The following is a 21511-nucleotide window of genomic DNA, read 5'->3' as shown; positions in this document are numbered from 1 at the left end:
GAAAGTCAATAATTAATGCATATAAAACAATAGGATATTATGTTGGCAAGGTTTTAGCACCTGTAGTTGTGAGTTTCGACAAAGGAGAAATGTTATGAAACGTTCAATTATTTCTATGATTGTTGCTACTACATTAACTACAGCTGCTTATGCTGGTGATATGGACACAGACAATAAGTGGGAAAAAGGTGCTAAAGACGCATGGATTGACGGTAAAGCAGAAGCTACGCTGTTGTTCAATGGCAATCTAGATTCATTCGACATTAACACCGACGTGAAAGACGGCAACGTCGTTCTTACAGGCAAGGTTGAAAATTCTGTCGATAAAAAACTAGCTGAAGAGTTGGTAACTAACATCGACGGTGTCACTTCGGTAGACAACAAGCTTACCGTTGTTGCTGATAACGATATGCACAAAGAGATGTCTGACGATATGGAAGACACTGTAGATGAAGGCACAAGCGAATTGACGGACGCCAAAATTGCTACAGTAATTAAAACTCGCCTTTTAATGGACACCGATATTTCAGGCTTTGACATTGATGTTGACGTAGAAAATGGTGTGGTAACACTGACTGGCGAAGTTGATTCTGACTCTGAGCGTGACCTAGCAGTGGAAATTGCTAAAAATGCTTCTGACGTAAAAGATGTTGAAAGCGACCTACGTGTAGTTACTGAAACTGCAATGAATTAAAGGTTTCTTTATCCGGATTAATCAAAAAGGGGCATTCGCCCCTTTTTTCTTGCCCAACCTAAGTAAGGTAGAATGTTTAGCACATCGACATAACTAATGTTTCCACTCTTCATCCAATAAGACAACTTCATCATTTTCAGATTTGATTTCTTTACGGGATTCAGTGCCATTTTCTGCCACAAGATAAAATTCGTAAATCGTAATATCAGTACCGTATTGCTTACTTTCAATGATACGTCTAATTTGATCAGAGTTTTCCTGCTTCTTTATAAGTGTTTTTACCGCGGAGGGTAAATCTTCCATAGTTAAATCCCGCTGTACTTCAACAATTTTCCACTGTTCGCCATCTTGCAGCATATCGAATTCTATTTCATTGCCGTTAGCGTCTTCACCTTCAACATCAAGATATACGTTATCGTGTTTGTATTCCTTCTCAACTTCTTGTATCGCAAAGTTAGGAGCAACACTTTTTATTGCCGTTAACGCGGAAGCCGGAACAGCATCTATGGATATCGCTTCTTTTTTGTTTAGTGTAGCGCCAATCTTAACATTGTCGCTTTTCGCCACAGGTCTTTGCGCCCCAGGTTTTTGCGCCCCAGGTTTTTGCGTAACAAGGTTCGCTTTGAAGGTTTCAGTCGGTTCGCTGCTTTCACCTACCGTTAAGTTGGAAAACGCGACCTGTACATAGTCACCATTTTTCTTATCTTCTTCCCAGTTTCCTGTACCCATACATGCAGCGTACCAAAAGCCGTCATCATCTTTAGTACTGCACTGGTTATAAGCGCCCGCTTTAAAATAATTCCAATCTAGCGTATAGCCGTAAGGATGATCATGCTGGTCTAGCTCACCATAGGCATTTACCCCATTGGCTAGATTAATAGCATAATTAACGGTTTTGTGTCCGTCTGATTTAAAGCTTAGGTACATCACATCACCGTGAACGTTAACTTCATAGCTAAAGCTCTCGTTAAGTTTAATACCTTCGCTACCCGGGTTTTCTGGATCGGTCCATAAATTTCCCCAAACTGGATAAGCAATATCAGTACGGTTTTTATCATTCTTGGGCAAGTTGCGCTCATACGTCCAGAATACGGAACCAGTTTCATGATGTGGCCACTTTTTATAATAAATCTTAAGTGGTTCATTACCCCAACCAAACCCTTTGACCTTTTTCTTCCATTTACTGGCGTGTATTTGGCTCACTACCACTGAAAAAGCCGGCGCTTTGTCAGGATATTTAGCTCTGGTAGCAACGTGCTGCACTTTAAGCGTGGCATTTAATTTTCCGCCTACTTGCGCAAAGCGGTCTGAAATAGGGTTGCTAGCGACAGTAAAGTTATTCTTGGGGGAGTGAGTTTTTATACGCGTGTTAGAACCGCGAAGCATGTGTCGAAGTTCGCTACGGGTATTAGATGAATTTTGAGTGGTTAGCGCTTTATTGGGCGCGGCAAAAACCATATTGCCTTCATCATCAACATAGAAAAAATCTTTGTGCTCAAAGCTCTGAATATCCTTTACGGATATTTCGTCAACTTTCCCATTGTTGTCTTTATCTGTAGGGATTGTGATTTTCCATTCGCTTAAATCAAACTTCTCAGCTGGAAGTGCTTCAGCATTAGTAAAGCCTGAAGCGAAGACTAATGGAAGGCACGTCAACAGGGGCTTTGTCCATGGGGTAACAGAGACGGTGAATAACGAGAAGGCAGTAGGCATTGTTTTTATTTTAGACATTTAAACCTCTTGGTAGACAATTGCTTACCAATACAACTAATACTTAAGTTAAAGTTATTGGTAAGTCCAGTTCTGGGTCAAACTTTTGTTTTGTAATGCCAATTTATCATTCTTGTAAACCAATTGCAAAATGTTATCAAGTCGTTAAATGAAGAGGGGTTAGAAGGGGAGGGGTATTATACGATCTTTACTTCTACCGTTAGTTTCGATGCTTTTTCATACTTATGTCTATGCGTGCCTCAATATTTGGCGCGAGAAATAAACTTTTTGGTAATACCAAATATGCAATAGACACTATATTCTTTACCCATTGTTTGTTTGAGCCCGTTTCACAAACTTAAGTTTAGAAGCGCTTAAATTAAACCCGAAGGAAAGACACGGAAAAATTCTCTTAAAGTGTGTAGAAAATTCTTTATATACATTTTGTAGTAACAGTCTTGTTTCATATCTTTCTGATATTCAAAGAAATATATTGTGGTATAGAAGCTGCAATCCCAAATTATAAATTACGTTTAGCAATTAACAATAGCGTGCTGTTTTGCATACATTGCCTTTTCAGCGCCGAAGAAGTCGTTAACCAAATAGAAGTCGTTAACCACATAATTGTTATCCAAACTATGAGCAGTTCACAGTTGGTCAAGGAGTGAGGCATGAACATTTTAAAGTGGGTTTATTCAGCTATTGTTGTTTCAGTTGTCATAGCACTAATCGGCATGTTCGGGCAGGGTAAGCTTTCAGTTAGCCAAGCAACGGCCGATGACGCAGAACGTACGGTTCACGCCGATATTGTTAAAGTTGAGCAGACTTTATCACTGGTAGAGTTTGATTTATCCAAGAAGGCGCATTTGCTTAGAAAAACACGCTTAGATTTTTATGTTAAGCAGGCAAAACAAGCTGATTTAAGAGGTTGGAAGTTTAAACGTGACGAGTTCGTTGAGCGGGCTGAAAACATCATAAGCCACCATCTAACACAATATGCGAACGATATAGCTCAAGAGACAGAGACCTACACTGCACAGGCAATCTAGCCTGAACAGCACTAACGAAAACGCCCCTTACATCATAAAGGTGTAAGGGGCGTTTTTAGTTTCCAAACCCAATTAAATTTCAGGCAAAAAAAAGCGAAGCTTAAGCTTCGCTTTCAATATTCATTTTAGGCTATTCAACTTCTACAATTTTTAAAGTGTTAGTTGCGCCTACCTTTTCCATTTCATCGCCATAGGTGAGGATGATGCTGTCACCGCTTTTCACTAAGCCTTTATCTTTTAGCGAAGCAATAACATCGTACTTTAACTTTCCTGGTTCGCTGTTAGATGAGTCAAAGTAAACTGGCTTCACACCACGGCATAATGCCATAGTGTTAAGCGTAGATTCGTGGCGAGACATAGCAATTATTGGTAGTGACGTAGTAATACGAGACATCAACGTTGGCGTAGTTCCACTTTCTGTCAACCCGACAATCGCTTTAACGCTTGGCAGGTGGTTCGCTGCATACACAGCAGAAAGTGCAATTGACTCGCTCGTCGATGAAAACTTCTGATCCATGCGGTGCTTAGAAATTTTCACGCTTGGATGAGTTTCTGCACCTTCACAAACACGGGCCATTGCTGCAACCGTCTCGATAGGGAAGTTACCGGCGGCGGTTTCAGCTGAAAGCATGACAGCGTCGGTGCCATCTAGCACAGCGTTCGCCACGTCCATAACTTCAGCACGTGTTGGCATTGGGCTATCAATCATCGACTCCATCATTTGAGTCGCAGTGATAACAACCTTGTTCAGTTGACGAGAGCGGGCAATTAACTTCTTCTGAACGCCAACAAGTTCTGCGTCTCCAATTTCTACACCCAAATCACCACGAGCTACCATTACAGCGTCAGAAGCTGCGATAATATCGTCCATGGCTTCGTCAGAAGCGACGGTTTCAGCACGTTCAACCTTTGCACAAATTTTGGCGTAGCAGCCTGCTGCTTCAGCAAGCTCTCGCGCATAGTTTAAATCTGCACCGCTTCGAGGGAATGACACTGCAAGGTAATCGACGCCGATTTTTGCCGCAGTTTTAATATCTTCTTTATCTTTGTCGGTAAGCGCATCTGCAGAAAGACCACCGCCTTGACGGTTAATGCCTTTGTTGTTTGAAAGTTTACCACCAACGGTAACTTCAGTAACCACTTTGCGTCCTTCAACACCCGTCACACGAAGCTGAATACGACCATCGTCAAGAAGAAGGATATCGCCAGCAGATACGTCGTCAGGAAGCGCTTTGTAATCAATGCCTACTTGGTTGATATCGCCTTCGTCACGACCTAATTCAGCGTCTAAGATGAACTTAGCACCGATATCTAAATGAACAGCACCCTCGGCAAAACGGGCAACACGAATTTTAGGGCCTTGAAGGTCACCTAAAATAGCTACGTATTTGCCTAAGTTCTTTGCAGCCTGGCGAACGCGCTTAGCTCGCTCGATGTGGTCTTCAGCCTGCCCGTGTGAAAAGTTCATTCGTACTGTATTCGCGCCAGCGGCTATTAGCGCCTGAATTTTCTCAAGTGAGTCTGTTGAAGGTCCTAGGGTGGCAAGAATTTTAGTTCTTCTGGTCATGTGATTCCGTCGCTGTTTCTAAGTTAGAAAAGACAAAGAGTGATAAGCGTTGAATATTATATAAACGCCTGTAATCGCTTTACGTAATTTTATTACAGAATAATAGTTGAATTTGACAATAATGTGAATGAAATAAACAAAAACGCCCAACTGGCTCGACCAGTTAGGCGCTTTTTTGAATCTATCCGCCGTAAATTGCTACGGCAATAAATACAACTATGATCAAGTTGGTGATGATTTAATCGCCACGTTTTTCGTATCGCGAACCACGCAGTGTGTCTTTAACACGCTTGAGGTTTTCTCTGAACTTATTACCGCGGCGCAATGTGAAACCAGTGGCGAGAACGTCGATAAGCGTAAGCTGAGCTATTCGAGAAGCCATAGGCATATACATGTCGGTATCTTCTGGCACTTCTAACGACAGTACATAGCTGCACTCTTGGGCGAGAGGGCTTTCTGCTGACGTTATGCCCACAACCGTTGCATCGTTCATTCGAGCGATTTGAGCTATCTCAACCAGACTTTTAGTACGTCCAGTGTGGCTTATCAAAACCACTACATCACCGGCTGAACAATTCATACAGCTCATGCGCTGCATAAGAATGTCTTCAAAGTACACCACAGGCACATTGAATCGGAAGAACTTGTTAAGTGCATCGTGAGCCACAGATGCCGACGCACCTAAACCGAAAAATGAAATTTTCTGAGCCTGGGTAAGTAGATCAACTACGCGATTCACCACATTGACATTGACCGACTGACGGGCAACTTCGAGCGAGGCCATAGTAGACTCAAATATCTTGTTCGTATATTCGTCAGGGCTGTCGTTTTCATCGACGTGACGATTAACATATGGCGTGCCGTTAGCTAAGCTTTGGGCCAGATGAAGTTTAAAATCTGGAAAGCCTTTCGTATCCAGTCTTCGACAGAATCGATTAACAGTGGGCTCACTAACATCCGACATTTTAGCGAGGGTTGCTATACTCGAATGAATGGCTGTTTGTGGGTTAGCTAAAATTACTTCAGCTACCTTTTTTTCAGATTTACTGAATGCCGCTTGGTTTTGTGTGATTTTTTCTAAAATGTTCATACAGATATAGCAATTGGTTAGCACAAATTATTGTAAGGTACACCTGTAATAGTACCCAATGTGACGTCTGTGACAAGAAAAATGTAATTTTTTGACAAAATTTGTTGTTTCAAACAGGTTAAATCAGGGTAAACTGAGGGAAATAGTAAAGATTCAGATCCTATAGTTGGTTCAAGTTGTAATTTTACTACATTTGGTGTTAACTATACGGTAAAAATAGTCGTTAGTGTTGTAAATAACTGTACAATACGCCGCGCACACATACATTTAAAAGGTCGACGAATATGGTATTGGATAATTCCTACGAGCCCTGTGATTTTGTACTTTTTGGTACGCTGGGAGATCTTTCACGACGCAAGTTATTGCCTTCTTTATATCAGCTAGAAAAAGCCAACTTGATGCACCCTGAAACAACAATTGTTGGTGTGGCGCGTCAGGAAATGGAACTAGACGCTTACATAGAAGAAGTTCACGCTAATCTTATAAAGTTTGGTGAAAAGGACTTATGTGAAGCTACATGGGAAAAAATGAAAGCGCGTTTGCATTACGCATGCGTAGACATGAAAGATGTCGAAAGCTATTGCGTATTAGACGACCATGTTGACCCAACTCGCACAATGGTGTGTTACTTAGCTACACCGCCTGCTATTTATGGCGACATTTGTCGCGGCCTGCATAGCTGCAAAATTATCGACTCAAGCGTTCGCGTAGTGCTTGAAAAGCCTATCGGTCATGATTTGGAATCGTCAAAAGTTATTAATGAGCAAGTTGCTGAATACTTCGACGAAAAACAAATATACCGTATTGACCATTACCTAGGTAAAGAAACCGTTCTTAACTTAGTGTCGCTTCGTTTTGCCAACTCTATTTTTGCTACAAACTGGGATCACAACTGCATTGACCACGTTCAAATTTCAGTGGCTGAATCAGTAGGTATTGAAGGGCGTTGGGGTTATTTCGACGATGCGGGACAAATGCGTGACATGGTGCAAAACCACCTGTTACAAATTTTAAGCTTGGTCGCAATGGAACCGCCAACAACCCTAGATGCTGATAGCATTCGTGATGAAAAGCTTAAAGTGCTTAAAGCGCTTCGCCCTATCAACTCGTTTAATATTAACGAAAGCACGGTACGCGGTCAGTACACGTCTGGTTTTGTTAAAGGCGAAGAAGTACCTGGGTACCTTGAAGAAGAAGGGGCGAATACGCAGAGTAAAACTGAGACCTTTATTGCGATTAAAGCGGAAATTGATAACTGGCGTTGGGCCGGGGTGCCATTCTACCTGCGCACAGGTAAGCGCATGCCAACTAAAGTGAGTGAAGTTGTTATTTACTTCAAGCGCCAGCCGCACAACTTATTTGGCGATAGCTTCAAAAACCTTCCGCCTAACAAACTCGTTATACGTCTACAGCCTGATGAAGGTGTAGAAATCACGGTAATGAATAAAGTTCCAGGTTTAACTAGCTCCGGCTCGATGGACCTACAAAAATCTAAGCTTAACCTAAGCTTCTCGGAAGCGTTTGCTGACGAGCGTATTCCTGACGCTTACGAAAAACTGCTGCTTGAAGTGATGCTTGGAAACCAAGCACTATTTGTTCGCCGAGACGAAATTGAACAAGCCTGGACATGGGTAGATTCAATTCTTGAAGCGTGGAAGCAATCAAGTGAGCCGCCTGAGCCGTATCAAGCAGGTACGTGGGGGCCGGTAGACTCTATCGGTCTTTTAGCCCGCGAGAATCGCAGCTGGTACGAAAGCAAAACAGGAAAGAAAAAGTAATATGGCGTTAACAACTCTATCATTTGAAACACCTGACGCGCTTACCGATGCATTTGCACAAGATTTAGTAAGCATTCTTAAAACAGGTATTAAAACTCGTGGCCGTGCATCTCTTGTAGTTAGCGGTGGACGTACTCCTCTAGCGCTTTTCAAGCAGTTAAGCGAGACTGACCTTGAGTGGGATAAGGTTGATATTACCCTTGCTGACGAGCGCTGGGTAGAAGAGAGCCATGAGGCCAGCAACACTAGCCTAGTTAAAAATAACCTAATTCAAAATAAAGCCGCAGCAGCTCGTTTTATCGAACTGAAAAGCGATGTTGACGATGCAAACAAAGGCGTAAATGCAGCCGAGTCTAATTTGGCAAGCATGTCACAGCCTTTTGACGCATTAATTCTTGGTATGGGGGAAGACGGGCACACTGCATCGCTTTTCCCTTGTTCTGAGCAAGTACTTGACGGCTTAGATATGAGCAGCGGCAGGACCTGCATTGCTGTTCAACCTACAACAGCACCTCATCAACGTATTTCATTAACGCTACCTGCGTTACTCAATAGCCGAAACATCTTTTTACACTTAACGGGTGAAAAGAAAAAGCAAGTGCTTTTAGACGCTATTGAAAATGCTACCGAAGCGCAAAAGCCCATCACTGCCGTTGTAAATAGAGCACCGGTGACTCTGATGTGGGCGCCATAGGAGACTATATGAATCCAAAAATTGCTGAAGTTACGCAACGAATTATCGAGCGTAGTAAAGAAACGCGTAAAGCGTATTTAGAAAAGATTGAGGAAGCACGCCGTCAAGGTCCACACCGCGGTGTACTATCGTGCGGAAACTTGGCCCACGGCTTTGCTGCATGTGGTACAAGTGAAAAGGCTGATCTTCGTTCCATGACCAAAGCCAACGTGGCTATTGTGTCTGCGTACAACGACATGCTCTCTGCTCACCAGCCTTATGAAACTTACCCTGCGCTTATCCGCGAAGCGGTAAAAGAAGTGGGCAGTGTAGCGCAGTTTGCCGGTGGTGTACCTGCAATGTGTGATGGTGTGACGCAGGGCCAGTCTGGTATGGACTTAAGTCTTATGAGCCGTGACAACATCGCTCAGGGCGCAGCTATTGCGCTTTCACACAACATGTTTGATAGCACCCTGATGCTGGGCATTTGCGATAAAATCGTACCTGGACTGCTAATGGGCGCACTTACGTTTGGTCATTTGCCAACGGTGTTTGTTCCAGCCGGTCCTATGCCATCAGGCTTGCCAAATAAAGAAAAAGCCCGCGTTCGTCAGGAATTTGCTGAAGGCAAAGTTGGTCGCGACGCGCTACTTGAAGCTGAGTCTCAGTCTTATCATTCTGCTGGTACTTGTACTTTCTACGGTACAGCCAACTCAAACCAGCTTGTGGTTGAGATGATGGGCTTACACTTACCAGGTTCTTCGTTTGTTAACCCTGGTACGCCACTGCGTGACGCGCTAACAAAAGCCGCTGCAGTTCAAGCAACTCGCCTAACTGACCTTGGCGACAATTACACGCCAATTGGCCACATTGTAGATGCTAAGGCTATTGTGAACGGTCTTGTAGGTTTACTTGCAACGGGTGGTTCTACTAACCACACCATGCACCTTATCGCTGTTGCGCGCGCTGCTGGTTACATTGTTAACTGGGATGATTTCTCAGATATTTCAAATGCGGTTCCACTACTTACCCGTATTTATCCTAACGGTTCAGCAGACATTAACCACTTTGTTGCCGCTGGCGGTATGTCGTTGCTTATCAAGCAACTGCTTGACGCAGGACTACTACACAACGATGTGAAAACTATCGTTGGTGATGGTCTAGACCTATACACCAAAGAGCCTGTGCTAAAAGACGGCGAGCTAGAGTGGCGCGACGGCCCAACAGAGTCTCTGGATAAAGAGGTACTCGCGACCGTTGATGAACCATTTAAGCCTGATGGTGGTTTGAGCGTGCTTGACGGTAACTTAGGCCGCGGCGTAATCAAAACGTCTGCGCTTCGTACTCCGCATTGCACGATTAAAGCGCCAGCGGTAGTGTTTGAAGATCAGTTTGAACTAGATGACGCGTTTAAATCTGGCAAGCTAGATCAAGACTGCATCGTTGTTGTTCGCTTCCAAGGCCCATCAGCCATTGGTATGCCAGAGCTTCACCGCTTGACGCCACCGCTTGGAGTAATTCAGGACCGTGGATTCAAAGTAGCACTTGTTACTGACGGTCGTATGTCGGGTGCATCGGGTAAGGTACCTGCTGCTATCCATGTGACTCCAGAAGCTTATAAAGGTGGTCTACTTGCTAAGGTACAAGAAGGCGACATTATTGAGCTCAACACCGAAACCGGTGCTTTAACTCTGCACGTTGATGACGAAACACTTGCCGCTCGAGAAGCAGCGCCAGCAAGCTTGGCGAAGCATCATGTTGGTATGGGACGTGAAATGTTTGCAGGTATGCGTGCCATCCTTACTGGTGCAGAAGAAGGAGCGTGTTCACTGTTTTACACGCAGGAGCAAGCATAATGAGCCAAAAGTTTGTGGCTGATGTCGGCGGCACCAATATTCGCGTTGCGAGAGTAACCGAGTCGGGCGTCACTGACATCAAAAAATACATGTGTAATGACTTTGCTAGCATCGATTTGGCTATTACACAGTATTTTACTGATATGCCAGAGCACAACTTTACCCAAGGTTGTATTGCAATTGCCTGCCCAGTGCTAGGTGACCAAGTTGTAATGACTAACCACAGCTGGGCTTTTTCTCAAAACGCTTTGCGTTCGCAGCTTAAGCTAGACGCGCTGTTCGTTATTAACGACTTCACTGCAGTAGCACACTCATTACCTGTGCTAAGTGAAGACCAAGTTGTTCAAATTGGTGAGGGCACACCAAAAGAGAACGGCAATATTGCTGTTTTTGGCCCGGGTACGGGCCTTGGCGTTGAGCATATCACTATGACTTCAACGGGTTGGCAAACATTAGACGGTGAGGGTGGTCATGTTGACTTTGCTCCCGTTGATGAAACCGATGTTGTGGTTTGGCGTCATTTGCAATCAACATTGGGGCGTGCTTCTGCTGAAGAAGTGATGTCTGGACGTGGCTTGCACAATATCTACACTGCGTTAGCTAAGGATGCGTCTGCCCCTGTAGCTTTTACTGAGCCAGCGCAAATTACAGAAGCAGCATTAAACGGAACGTGTGAGTTAGCTGAAGCAACACTGACTCAGTTTTGTCGAATCATGGGAAGCTTCGCGGGTAATATAGCGCTGAATATGGCGACTACTGGCGGCATCTTTATTGGTGGAGGTATTGCAAATCGTTTCCCTGAGTTTATTCAAAACAGCGATTTCAGAGCGCGTTTTGAAGCGAAAGGGCAAATGAAGCATTACGTAAAAGACATTCCCACCTATCTTATTGCAGAGCCTGATCACGGTTTATTAGGTGCGGCTGCATATCTGAATCAAAATACAGCGAGCTAAATTATGACATCAAAATGGAAAACCTCACCAGAGGAAATTTTTGCGGCCGGCCCAGTTGTACCTGTATTGGTTATCAACGACGTAGAAAAAGCGGTACCTCTGGCAAAAGCGCTAATGGAAGGTGGAATTAAAGTTTTAGAAGTAACTTTACGTACACCTGCAGCAATTGACGTAATTAAGCGAATTGCTGAAGAAGTGCCAGATTCTTTAATCGGGGCGGGCACGGTAACCAACGCACAACAGCTAAAGGCAGTTGTTGAAGCCGGCGCTAAGTTTGCTATTAGCCCAGGCATGACGGCTGACTTGCTTAAAGCGGGTATGGATGCTGATATTCCACTTATCCCAGGTATTTCTTCAACGTCTGATCTAATGAAGGGTAAAGATGCGGGTTACACCCATATGAAATTCTTCCCTGCAGAAGCGTCAGGTGGCGTTAAGGCTATCAAATCTATCAGCGGTCCTTTCCCTGATGTAACCTTCTGCCCAACAGGCGGTATTGGTCCAAATAACTACAACGATTACTTAGCACTTAAGAATGTTAAGTGCGTAGGTGGTTCGTGGTTAGCACCGGATGACGCGATTGAGTCAGGAGACTGGGCACGCATCACGCAGTTGGCTAAAGAAGCCGTTGCAGGTGCTAAGCAGTAGTAGCCGCTAAGCTCTACTTTATAAAAAAACCTGCCAATTGGCAGGTTTTTTTATAAGACTCTTTCGCTATTAAATAGTGCTAAAAAGCACGACTCTTAGCGAAAGACCATCGATATAGCCACACTTTTACGTGGGAACAATAGTCTGGCTAAGAGTGTGACTTTCACCAGGTGCTAACGTTCTGCCTTGGGTTAATGACGTCTCCACACAAAGCATATGCTTATAGCCAAATGGGTCCATGTCTGAAATGGACGCAGCACCTTGCCATGGGTTCCACACAACAAGTGAATCATTGCCCTGTGAAACAACTTCGGTAAACGTACTGCCGTCTACTTCAATATCAGCGTTTGTAATGGGCGCAATATGGATTCGGTCGGTTTCTCCGGTAATGGTGTAAGGCGATGGCGTAGGCTTAACCGCCCAAGCGTCAAGCTTGTCTTTATATTCGCCCTCAATGCCTTTTATTACTGCTTGCTGGATATCATCAACATGAAAATAAGTGTGCAAAGCACAGTTAAAGTCGAATGCTACCACCCCTGTGTTTTCAGTAACCAAAGATACCTTCATAGTTTCACCGATAGCGACAACCATGGTTACAGTGCAGTCATTTTCAAATCCCTCAGCCCGGGTAAAACTTGGCGAGAGGGTTATAGTGGTTCCGCTTGCTGATTCTTCTGAGTTAACCAGCTTCCACACCTGGGTTCTTAAAAAGCCGTGAGAGGGAAGGGCCCCTTTTTCGCGACCATGGTCATCACTAAACCACGGCCAACATACTGGAATGCCCCCGCGTATTGGGCGCTCGCCGTTTAGATAGGCGTGTGGACTTACCCAAAGCCGCTCTTTGTTATCGCTCTTTGGAACAAAAGATAAAATATGGCCGCCAAATAAGCTTATGCGCGCTGTGGCGAAAGCGTTATCCACGTCTAAAAAGGTAAGACCATTAGACTCGCTAACGGTAACTGAATTCACAGATGGCATACGTCCTCCTTGGACTGAATACTAAACTTTCAAATAGGCGACGGAAAAATGTGTGTCGCTGAAAAACCGTCTTTATTTTTGAGACAACAAAAAAAGGTGCAAACACAATGCTTGCACCTTTAGATTAACTCAACTTTAGAACAAATAGTTTAACTATTTATTCAATATTTTGTTTATTACTTAGAAATATGAGCTACTAAGTCTAGAACCTTATTTGAGTAACCCCATTCGTTGTCGTACCAAGATACAAGCTTAACGAATGTGTCAGTAAGCGCGATACCTGCAGTAGCGTCGAATACAGAAGTGCGTGCGTCGCCTAAGAAATCATTTGATACAACTGCATCTTCAGTGTAACCCATGATACCTTTCAGCTCGCCTTCTGAGGCTTCTTTCATTGCAGCACAGATTTCGTCGTAGCTAGCAGCCTTCGCTAGGTTAACCGTAAGGTCAACAACTGAAACGTTAGGTGTAGGTACGCGGAAAGCCATACCTGTTAGTTTACCGTTAAGCTCAGGAATTACTTTACCCACTGCTTTGGCAGCACCCGTTGACGATGGGATAATGTTTTGACCCGCGCCGCGGCCGCCACGCCAGTCTTTCATTGAAGGACCATCTACAGTTTTCTGTGTAGCAGTTGTAGCGTGAACGGTTGTCATTAGACCGTCTACAATACCAAACTTGTCGTTAAGCACTTTTGCAAGTGGAGCAAGACAGTTAGTAGTACAAGATGCATTTGAAACGATAGTTTCGCCAGCATAGCTCTCTTGGTTAACGCCCATTACGAACATTGGCGTGTCGTCTTTAGACGGTGCAGACATAACCACTTTCTTCGCGCCAGCTTCAATGTGCTTCGCTGCTGTTTCCTTAGTTAGGAATAGACCTGTTGATTCAACAACAACATCTACGTTTACTTCATCCCACTTAAGCGCAGCTGGGTCTCTTTCAGAAGTAATACGGATAGTTTTGCCGTTTACAACTAGACTGTTGTTATCAACTGAAACTTCACCGTCGAATAAACCGTGCGTCGAGTCGTATTTCAAAAGATAAGCAATGTAGTCTGTGTCTAGCAAGTCGTTAATAGCTACAACTTCAATGTCGTTGCGCTCAGCTGCTGCACGCATTACTAGGCGACCAATACGGCCAAAACCATTGATACCGATGCGGATTGTCATAACGTACCCCGATTGTTCAAATAAAATGAAAATAAATTACGTAAAGTATGGATCAAAATGCCATAATTAGCAAAATAAAAAGCTAAAGTGTTGCAAAATTACGAATAAGTGCTATTGCAATCGTATTCACATATCGCGAAGCCTTTGTTTCTAGAATAATGTTAAAAATTTGTTTGCAGACGCACTTTGCACCTTTGGCCTATGCGTCTTTCACCGAATAACAGGAATGACACACCATGACACAACAACTTCTGCAACAACTGGTTGAAATGCGGGGAATTGAAACCCAATACGTCGACGCATGGGGAAAACCAGCAACCATCGCAGAATCAAGCAAAGCGAAATTGCTAAACACGCTTGGCTATGACACCAGCAGTGATGAAAAAATTCAGTCACAAATTACACAAGATATTAAATCGGTATGGTTGTCGCCTTTAAATCCTGTTCAAGTTGTACGAAACACCCAAGAAATCATTATAGCTGTTCGCTTACCCATCGAGTTGGTTAACGATGACCATACACTTACTATTACGTGTGAAAATGGTGACGTACAGACCCATCAATTTACGCCTGTTGATCAAGAAATGACGACAATGGCGCACATTGACGATGTTGAATTTCATGAATACGTAGTAACCCTACCTTTGGATTTACCACTTGGATATCACGACGTAGCATTAAGTGCAGATGACGATGAATTTGCACGTTCTCGCCTAATTGTGGCACCAGAGGCATGCTATACACCGAAAGAGATTAAAGAAGGCAAAAAAATCTGGGGCTTAAGTGTTCAGCTTTACTGTGTTCGCAGTGAAAAGAACTGGGGCATTGGTGACTTCTCAGACCTTGCACTGCTTATTGAAAAAGCCGCGGGCGTTGGCGCAGATTTTATCGGGCTTAACCCAATTCATGCGCTTTACCCAGCTAATCCTAACGCATGCTCTCCTTATGGACCAAGCTCACGTCGCTGGTTAAACTATTTATATATCGATGTAACTGCAATTGACGGTTACGACGATGCATCGGTGCAAACGGTAGTTAGCAGTGATGAGTTTAGCGCTACGCTAGAACATGCCCGTAATGTTGAGCATGTAGACTACGAAGCAGTAGCCCATGTGAAATTAGCAGCCCTTAAAGCGGTGTTTGATGTTTACGATGCTAAATACCTTCGTAAAAACACCAAACAAAATAAGGCATTTAATGCTTTTGTTGATGCCGGTGGCGAAAGCTTAGATATGTTAGCGGTGTACGATGCTCTTCAGTCACACCTAAAAGCTGATGGTAAGGAAAGTTGGGGGTGGCCGGTATTTCCACAGGAATACAAAGACTATCATAACCCAGCAGTGGCTAAGTTTAAGAGCGCTAATCAGCATGAAGTTAAGTTTTACCTGTTCCTTCAATGGATTGCTGCCCAGCAACTTGAAGCAGCAAGTAATAAAGCAACCGATGCAGGCATGACTATTGGTCTTTATCGCGACCTTGCGGTAGGTGTGAGCGAAGGCAGTGCGGAAATTTGGGGTAACAAAGACCTATACTGCACAGGCGCAAGTGTAGGTGCTCCACCGGATATCTTGGGCCCACTAGGCCAGAACTGGGGGTTGCCGCCAATGGACCCTCGCAAGCTTTACGAACAAGCCTATCAGCCAATTATTGACTTGTTTGCGTCTAACATGGCGTCTTCAGGTTCGTTGCGTATCGACCACGTTATGGCGTTACTCCGTTTGTGGTGGGTAGTGAAGGGCGACCACGCGAAAGACGGTGGTTATGTTTATTATCCTGTCGACGATTTGCTAGGTATTTTAGCGTTAGAAAGTCATCGCAATGAAAGTTTGGTTATTGGTGAAGACCTAGGTACCGTACCCGAAGAAATTCGCGGCAAGCTTGCTGATAATGGCGTGTACTCCTACCGCGTATTTTTCTTCGAGCAAGCAGAAGACGGCGGTTTCTTCTCGCCTAGCCATTATCCCGTTCAGTCGATGTCAACCTTGACTACTCACGATATGCCGACGTTGATTGGTTACTGGCACTGTCTAGATTTAGAGTTGGGTAAAGAAATAGGGCTGTACCCGACAGAAGAAATTCTTCAAACGCTTTATGCAGATCGTCATGAAAATAAACAAGCGATCCTTGATACGCTGCATGGACACGGCTCCATTGGCGACAATGTAGGTCGCGATGTGAATCACACCGGCATGAATCGCGATTTGAATAACGGCATGCAGGTTCATATGGCAGGGGGGTCAAGTGCGCTGTTAAGTCTTCAACTAGAAGACTGGTTAGAAATGGATAAGCCAGTGAACATTCCTGGTACATTTGATGAGTATCCAAACTGGCGTAGAAAGCTGACTGAGAATATTGAGTCGATGTTTGAAAGACATGATATAAATGAGTTAGCGTCTAAACTTACTCATGCTAGAAAACAAGCAAGCCAAGACTAACTGTCGTTGTCAAAGAATCGACAAGAGGCAGTTGCTTAGGCAACTTTAACGAGTAAGATAAAGTACCAAGACGGTACTTGAAAGAGCTTAAATGTGATCAACGCATTTAAGCTCTCAATTCAACCCGCTGTCATGCGGGTTTTTACTAGGAGTAGCGAATGCAATTAGCGCAGCAGTTCGAACAGGTATTATGTTCTCAGCCGTTTTCCCATTTAGGTATAGTGACAAAAGAGCAAAGCTCTTTACTTCGTGTTTGGCATCCAAACGCAAGTGAGATAACGATTAAATGGGGCAATCCTGCGCTAAAGGACACAACCGTTACTTCCAGTAATGGTTTGTTCGAAACACCACTGCCAGAAAAGTATCAAGGCGAAATTTATCGCGTTCTAGCTAAAGGCGAAAACGCTTATATCGATCCATATCAATTTACCGACCAGGCTTATCACGCAGTACATTACATCGACAGCACGCCTGCGAACTTATATGAACAGGCTGGCGCACAAATTATTACACTGACTTCACCAGAAGGTGAAGCTGTAAAAGGGGTAAGGTTCTGCGTATTTGCCCCTAATGCAAGTACGGTTTCACTTATTGGCGATTTCAATCAATGGGATGGTCGTTTACATCCTATGGAAAAAACGTCTATGGGATACTGGGTGCTGTTCGTTCCAGAACTCAGCGTCGGAGAGCGCTACAAGTATCAGCTTAAAGATGCGCACGGCCATGACCTGCCGCACAAAGCAGACCCTTTAGGTTTCAGTGCAGAACAATACCCATCGCATGCCTCAAAAATTTACGACCACAACATCTACAAGTGGAATGATGGCGCTTGGATGGAAAAGCGCAAGGGCAATAAATACAACAGCCCGATGAGCATTTACGAGGTACATCTAGGGTCTTGGAAGCGCCCTGGCGTTGAAACGGATGCGCGTTATCTAACGTACAAAGCACTGTCTGATGATCTCATAAGCTATGTAAGTGATATGGGCTACACTCATATAGAACTGCTGCCCATTTCAGAGTTTCCGTTTGATGGCTCATGGGGTTACCAGCCAGTGGGCATGTTCGCGCCAACCAGTAGATTCGGAAACCCAGATGAATTTAAATACTTTGTTGATAAGGCTCACCAAGCAGGTATCGGCGTAATTATCGATTGGGTACCCGCTCATTTCCCTGAAGATGGTCACGGTCTAGCAAGATTTGATGGCTCATGTGTCTATGAGTATGAAGATCCAAGGAAGGGCTGGCATCCAGATTGGAATTCATGCATTTATGATTTTGGTAAAGATACAGTACGTCAGTTTTTAGTAGCAAATGCACTGTTTTGGTTAGATAAATTCCACGTGGATGGACTGCGTGTTGATGCTGTGGCATCCATGCTTTATCTCGATTATTCACGTAATGACGGTGAGTGGATCCCGAACGTGGACGGCGGCAACGAAAACTATGAAGCTATAAGTTTACTCAAATGGATGAATGAAGAAGTGTATAAACACTTCCCTGACGCCATGACCATTGCGGAAGAATCGACCTCATTTCCGAAGGTTTCTCGACCTGTTTTTGAAGGTGGTCTAGGCTTCGGCTTTAAGTGGAACATGGGGTGGATGCATGACTCTTTGCATTACATCGCTAAAGACCCTGCGTACCGAAACTATCACCATGGCGATATTACCTTTAGCATGGTGTACGCGTTTGATGAAAACTTCGTACTGCCTATTTCACACGATGAAGTTGTGCATGGTAAAGGCAGTATGCTGCACAAAATGCCAGGCGATGAATGGCAGCAAGCCGCTAATCTACGTTGCTATGCCGGTTTTATGTATGGCCATCCCGGTAAAAAACTTAACTTTATGGGCAATGAGCTTGCGCAGGCACGTGAGTGGAACCATGACAGCAGCTTAGACTGGCACCTGCTCGATTATGATAAACACAAGGGAGTCCAAACGCTTTATAAAGCGCTCAATAACCTTTATACATCAACACCAGCGCTATACGAGCAAGACCACGTACCTAGTGGTTTCGCATGGCTAGATCACAGTAACGCAGACCAAAGCGTAGTATCATTTGTGCGTACGTCAAAAGATGCAAAGCAAAAAGTGTATGTGGTGTCTAATTTTACGCCCGTGCCACGTGAAAATTTCAGAATAGGCGTAGATGATGCATGTACGTTATCGCTTGCACTTAATACCGATGATAGTGCCTACTGGGGGAGCAACTATGAGGTCGTACGTGAAGTTTCCACGCAAAACACGCCTTTCCATAACCGCGGCCACTCGGTAGAGATAACTTTACCGCCGTTAGCCACCGTTTTTTACGTTGCTAATGTAGGTTAACCCGTCTTAGGCGTTATAGCCTTAGCGTATAAGTAGATTGAGAACGCAGTGAAAGAAATTTCAGAGATAGTGCAAATTGTTGAAAGTGGGGTGGGTAATGCACATCCACTTGGCGCCACACTGACTCACGATGGATCTAATTTTGCCGTTTATGCTCCTGATGCTAAAGCGGTCGTATTGTGCTTTTTCAATTGCGATACTGAAGAGGCAATAAGTGAACACCCACTGCCAGAAAAGACCGGCGACGTTTGGCACGGTCATTTTAGTGGTGTAAGTGCAGGCCAGTACTATGGGTACCGTGTAGAGCGTGGAGAAGTTGGTTTACATGCTGTGCCCACTGACAAGTTACTTATTGATCCGTACGCCAAAAAAATCAGCCGTGCAATTAAGTGGGATGCGAGGCAGTACAAACACGACTCTCAGTTTATGATCCCTAAGTGCATAGTCATAGATCATAATGACTATGCAACTAATCATGCTCGTCCGCCGGTTATACCTAAACATAAGAGAGTGGTGTATGAGGCACACGTAAAAGGCCTAACAAAGCTTCACCCAGAAGTGCCAAAAGCACACCGTGGTAAATTCATTGGTGCAGCTCACCCTAGCGTCATTAAACACATTAAGGCATTAGGCGTAACAACAGTTCAATTTATGCCTTTGTGTTCGTTTATGCCAGAGCCTTTTATCACCGATAAGGGCTTAACAAACTATTGGGGGTATAACCCCGTTAACTTCTTTGCGCCTGAACCACGCTATGGCGTGTCAGACGCGCTCGCTGAACTTAAGTCTATGATTGACGCTTATCACAGTGCAGGCTTAGAGGTAATAGTTGATGTGGTGTTTAACCACACAGCAGAGGCGGGCGGTGGTGGCCCTATTTTATCCTATAAAGGGTTTTGCCCAAACCAAGCGTATTTGTTGGAACAAACGAAAAACGGTGAATTGGTTTACTCTAATCACTCTGGCTGTGGTAACACAGTAAATACTGCGCAGCCATTTATGATGGGGCTTATTCTAGATGCCATGCGTCACTGGGTGTCCGTTATTGGTGTAGACGGTTTTCGCTTCGATTTGGCAGTTTGTTTGGGAAGAGAGCCCCAGCAATACAATAAGAAATCCGGGTTACTAAGAGCCATCAGTAGCGACCCTGTTTTAAAAGATAAGGTGCTGCTCGCTGAGCCTTGGGATATTGGTCCAAACGGTTACCAAGTCGGCAACTTCCCGTCACCATGGTTAGAGGTAAATGATAAATACCGCGATACAGTTCGCGCGTTTTGGCGGGGAGATGGTGGTGTAACAGCAGACTTTGCTACGCGGTTAATGGGCTCACGAGATATTTTCCACAAAGGCCGGCGACATATCAGTACGTCAGTTAATAACGTGACTTATCACGATGGTTTCACGCTACATGATATGGTGACCTACGCTGAGCGCCACAACCTCGATAACTTAGAAGAAAATCGAGATGGTCATGGGCACAACCTTTCTGCAAACTACGGCGTAGAGGGGGAAACGAATGACGAGCGAATTCTTGCTATGCGAGAGCGACAAAAGCGTAATCTGTTCGCTACCCTGATTTTTTCTCAGGGGACTCCCCATATACTCGGTGGTGATGAGTTAAGTCGTACTCAAAATGGCAACAATAACGCCTACTGCCAGGATAACCCAATTAGCTGGATGAATTGGGAACTAAACAAGCGTAAGCAGGACTTTTTAAGCTTTTGCCAGTATGTAGTGCGCTTGCGTCAATCATCATTATTGCTTAGCGAATTAAAGCTTCATGACGACACTTTTACACTATCAAGAAACGTTAAAGAGATTAATTGGTACAAACCGGATGGTTCGGACAAAGCGTCTGAAGATTGGAATGCACATCACAACAAAGCGTTTGGTGTTGAAATAAAGGGCTGTGTCATGAGCCAGAGAGAGCCCGACCAAAAGCCCGAGCACTGGTTTTTGTGTGTGAATGCTAGCGATAGTGACGTGCGTTTTCACCTGCCAACAGTATTACCAAAAGGTGGGTGGACCATGCATTTAGACACGCGCTATAGTTCACTAGAAGAGCAACCTTCTATTTGTATTCAAAAGGTGTTTTTACAAGCCAGTAAATCTCTCACGCTGTTTAGTTTTTCCCAATTTTCGGAATGAAAGCTGTAGTTAAACTAACAGAAAGCCTTAAAACGATAACGCGCTATATCAGGTTTTATTTGTCTGCCAAAGGCCGTTTGCTTTTTCAAAACTCACGGCGTTCGCTAACGGGCACGAACCTGATTATTCAGCGCTAGTCGAAATACAGGCAGCGAGATAAACCCAAATAGATAAACGCAGCGCTCGGCCACCGACAAATAGCATGCACTGTAGGAAAACGCTACCGTGTCTTTACAGTTGTATGAATTTTGTTCTGCGTGGTGATGTGTGTGTTATTCGGTATTAAATAAAAACAAATTTCTCGTTCAAACTGGCCTTAAAAAGCTGTTAATGTTTACCGCTGGTGACATTTACACCAGCGCGTACTAATTTGTTAGCTTAAGCTGTTCTTTATTCTTTCTGGTGGTATCATGCGCAGCCATCTGAA

14 protein-coding genes and 1 pseudogene are annotated in these 21511 nt (G+C 44.2%); 10 read left to right on the top strand and 5 right to left on the bottom strand.

Features of this window, described 5'->3' with window-relative positions:
* The first annotated feature begins 94 nt into the window (after positions 1-94).
* Positions 95-694 (top strand): BON domain-containing protein, encoded by a 600-nt coding sequence (locus PCAR9_RS11760; protein ID WP_179983760.1) that lies wholly within the window; start codon positions 95-97, stop codon positions 692-694.
* 636 nt (positions 695-1330) lie between these two features.
* On the opposite strand, the pseudogene PCAR9_RS20090 reads toward PCAR9_RS11760, so the two are convergent.
* Positions 1331-2407, bottom strand: a pseudogene (locus PCAR9_RS20090) (polysaccharide lyase family 7 protein); the annotation flags it as partial.
* Positions 2408-3075: 668 nt separating this feature from the next.
* Here PCAR9_RS20090 and PCAR9_RS11750 point away from each other — a divergent pair.
* On the top strand, positions 3076-3453 hold the full coding sequence (locus PCAR9_RS11750; RefSeq protein ID WP_179983759.1) for a hypothetical protein: 378 nt from the start codon (positions 3076-3078) through the stop codon (positions 3451-3453).
* Between the two features lie 130 nt (positions 3454-3583).
* Here the strand turns inward: PCAR9_RS11750 and pyk are convergent, their stop codons facing one another.
* Together pyk and PCAR9_RS11740 are read right to left on the bottom strand one after the other, a co-directional pair.
* Entirely contained in the window at positions 3584-5020 is a 1437-nt protein-coding gene (gene pyk / locus PCAR9_RS11745; RefSeq protein WP_179983758.1) for a pyruvate kinase, read from the bottom strand.
* Between the two features lie 238 nt (positions 5021-5258).
* The gene (locus PCAR9_RS11740) at positions 5259-6110 is read right to left on the bottom strand and encodes a MurR/RpiR family transcriptional regulator (RefSeq protein ID WP_025255586.1); all 852 of its coding nucleotides are present in this window, start codon (positions 6108-6110) and stop codon (positions 5259-5261) included.
* 284 nt (positions 6111-6394) lie between these two features.
* Here PCAR9_RS11740 and zwf point away from each other — a divergent pair, with 284 nt between their 5' ends.
* Genes zwf through PCAR9_RS11715 form a run of 5 tightly spaced genes read left to right on the top strand, consistent with a single transcriptional unit; the run spans position 6395 to position 12018 of the window.
* Positions 6395-7888 carry a glucose-6-phosphate dehydrogenase gene (gene zwf, locus PCAR9_RS11735; protein WP_118493985.1) on the top strand — a complete coding sequence of 498 codons (1494 nt, stop codon included), beginning with the start codon at positions 6395-6397 and terminating at the stop codon, positions 7886-7888.
* A gap of 1 nt (position 7889) precedes the next feature.
* The gene (gene pgl / locus PCAR9_RS11730; protein WP_179983757.1) at positions 7890-8582 is read left to right on the top strand and encodes a 6-phosphogluconolactonase; all 693 of its coding nucleotides are present in this window, start codon (positions 7890-7892) and stop codon (positions 8580-8582) included.
* Positions 8583-8590: 8 nt separating this feature from the next.
* Complete coding sequence (gene edd / locus PCAR9_RS11725) at positions 8591-10417, top strand: phosphogluconate dehydratase (RefSeq protein WP_179983756.1); 1827 nt, start codon at positions 8591-8593, stop codon at positions 10415-10417.
* Complete coding sequence (locus PCAR9_RS11720; RefSeq protein ID WP_179983755.1) at positions 10417-11370, top strand: glucokinase; 954 nt, start codon at positions 10417-10419, stop codon at positions 11368-11370. Before edd ends, PCAR9_RS11720 begins: the two co-directional genes overlap by 1 nt.
* A gap of 3 nt (positions 11371-11373) precedes the next feature.
* The gene (locus PCAR9_RS11715) at positions 11374-12018 is read left to right on the top strand and encodes a bifunctional 4-hydroxy-2-oxoglutarate aldolase/2-dehydro-3-deoxy-phosphogluconate aldolase (protein ID WP_179983754.1); all 645 of its coding nucleotides are present in this window, start codon (positions 11374-11376) and stop codon (positions 12016-12018) included.
* Between the two features lie 126 nt (positions 12019-12144).
* Here the strand turns inward: PCAR9_RS11715 and PCAR9_RS11710 are convergent, their stop codons facing one another.
* Together PCAR9_RS11710 and gap are read right to left on the bottom strand one after the other, a co-directional pair.
* The gene (locus PCAR9_RS11710; RefSeq protein WP_179983753.1) at positions 12145-12996 is read right to left on the bottom strand and encodes a D-hexose-6-phosphate mutarotase; all 852 of its coding nucleotides are present in this window, start codon (positions 12994-12996) and stop codon (positions 12145-12147) included.
* A gap of 176 nt (positions 12997-13172) precedes the next feature.
* Positions 13173-14168: a type I glyceraldehyde-3-phosphate dehydrogenase gene (gap, locus tag PCAR9_RS11705; protein WP_179983752.1), complete on the bottom strand. Its 996-nt coding sequence runs from the start codon at positions 14166-14168 to the stop codon at positions 13173-13175.
* 236 nt (positions 14169-14404) lie between these two features.
* Between gap and malQ the strand changes: the two genes are divergently transcribed.
* The 3 genes from malQ to glgX all read left to right on the top strand — a co-directional run bounded on the left by malQ (position 14405) and on the right by glgX (position 21084).
* The gene (malQ, locus tag PCAR9_RS11700; RefSeq protein WP_179983751.1) at positions 14405-16603 is read left to right on the top strand and encodes a 4-alpha-glucanotransferase; all 2199 of its coding nucleotides are present in this window, start codon (positions 14405-14407) and stop codon (positions 16601-16603) included.
* A 158-nt stretch (positions 16604-16761) separates the two neighbouring features.
* The gene (gene glgB, locus PCAR9_RS11695) at positions 16762-18936 is read left to right on the top strand and encodes a 1,4-alpha-glucan branching protein GlgB (protein ID WP_179983750.1); all 2175 of its coding nucleotides are present in this window, start codon (positions 16762-16764) and stop codon (positions 18934-18936) included.
* Positions 18937-18984: 48 nt separating this feature from the next.
* Positions 18985-21084 carry a glycogen debranching protein GlgX gene (gene glgX / locus PCAR9_RS11690; protein WP_179983749.1) on the top strand — a complete coding sequence of 700 codons (2100 nt, stop codon included), beginning with the start codon at positions 18985-18987 and terminating at the stop codon, positions 21082-21084.
* Positions 21085-21511 lie beyond the last annotated feature (427 nt).

The organism is Alteromonas macleodii, from assembly GCF_903772925.1.
GTDB classification, from domain to species: Bacteria; Pseudomonadota; Gammaproteobacteria; order Enterobacterales; family Alteromonadaceae; genus Alteromonas; species Alteromonas macleodii_A.
Note: the sequence above shows the minus strand (reverse complement) of the source record. Positions and strands in the feature narration are given on the sequence as shown.

Bases quoted from the DNA above. Each gene is read 5' to 3' on its own strand.
- PCAR9_RS11760 (WP_179983760.1), top strand. From the start codon at position 95: ATGAAACGTTCAATTATTTCTATGATTGTTGCTACTACATTAACTACA.
- PCAR9_RS11750 (WP_179983759.1), top strand. From the start codon at position 3,076: ATGAACATTTTAAAGTGGGTTTATTCAGCTATTGTTGTTTCAGTTGTC.
- pyk (WP_179983758.1), bottom strand. From the start codon at position 5,020: ATGACCAGAAGAACTAAAATTCTTGCCACCCTAGGACCTTCAACAGAC.
- PCAR9_RS11740 (WP_025255586.1), bottom strand. From the start codon at position 6,110: ATGAACATTTTAGAAAAAATCACACAAAACCAAGCGGCATTCAGTAAA.
- zwf (WP_118493985.1), top strand. From the start codon at position 6,395: ATGGTATTGGATAATTCCTACGAGCCCTGTGATTTTGTACTTTTTGGT.
- pgl (WP_179983757.1), top strand. From the start codon at position 7,890: ATGGCGTTAACAACTCTATCATTTGAAACACCTGACGCGCTTACCGAT.
- edd (WP_179983756.1), top strand. From the start codon at position 8,591: ATGAATCCAAAAATTGCTGAAGTTACGCAACGAATTATCGAGCGTAGT.
- PCAR9_RS11720 (WP_179983755.1), top strand. From the start codon at position 10,417: ATGAGCCAAAAGTTTGTGGCTGATGTCGGCGGCACCAATATTCGCGTT.
- PCAR9_RS11715 (WP_179983754.1), top strand. From the start codon at position 11,374: ATGACATCAAAATGGAAAACCTCACCAGAGGAAATTTTTGCGGCCGGC.
- PCAR9_RS11710 (WP_179983753.1), bottom strand. From the start codon at position 12,996: ATGCCATCTGTGAATTCAGTTACCGTTAGCGAGTCTAATGGTCTTACC.
- gap (WP_179983752.1), bottom strand. From the start codon at position 14,168: ATGACAATCCGCATCGGTATCAATGGTTTTGGCCGTATTGGTCGCCTA.
- malQ (WP_179983751.1), top strand. From the start codon at position 14,405: ATGACACAACAACTTCTGCAACAACTGGTTGAAATGCGGGGAATTGAA.
- glgB (WP_179983750.1), top strand. From the start codon at position 16,762: ATGCAATTAGCGCAGCAGTTCGAACAGGTATTATGTTCTCAGCCGTTT.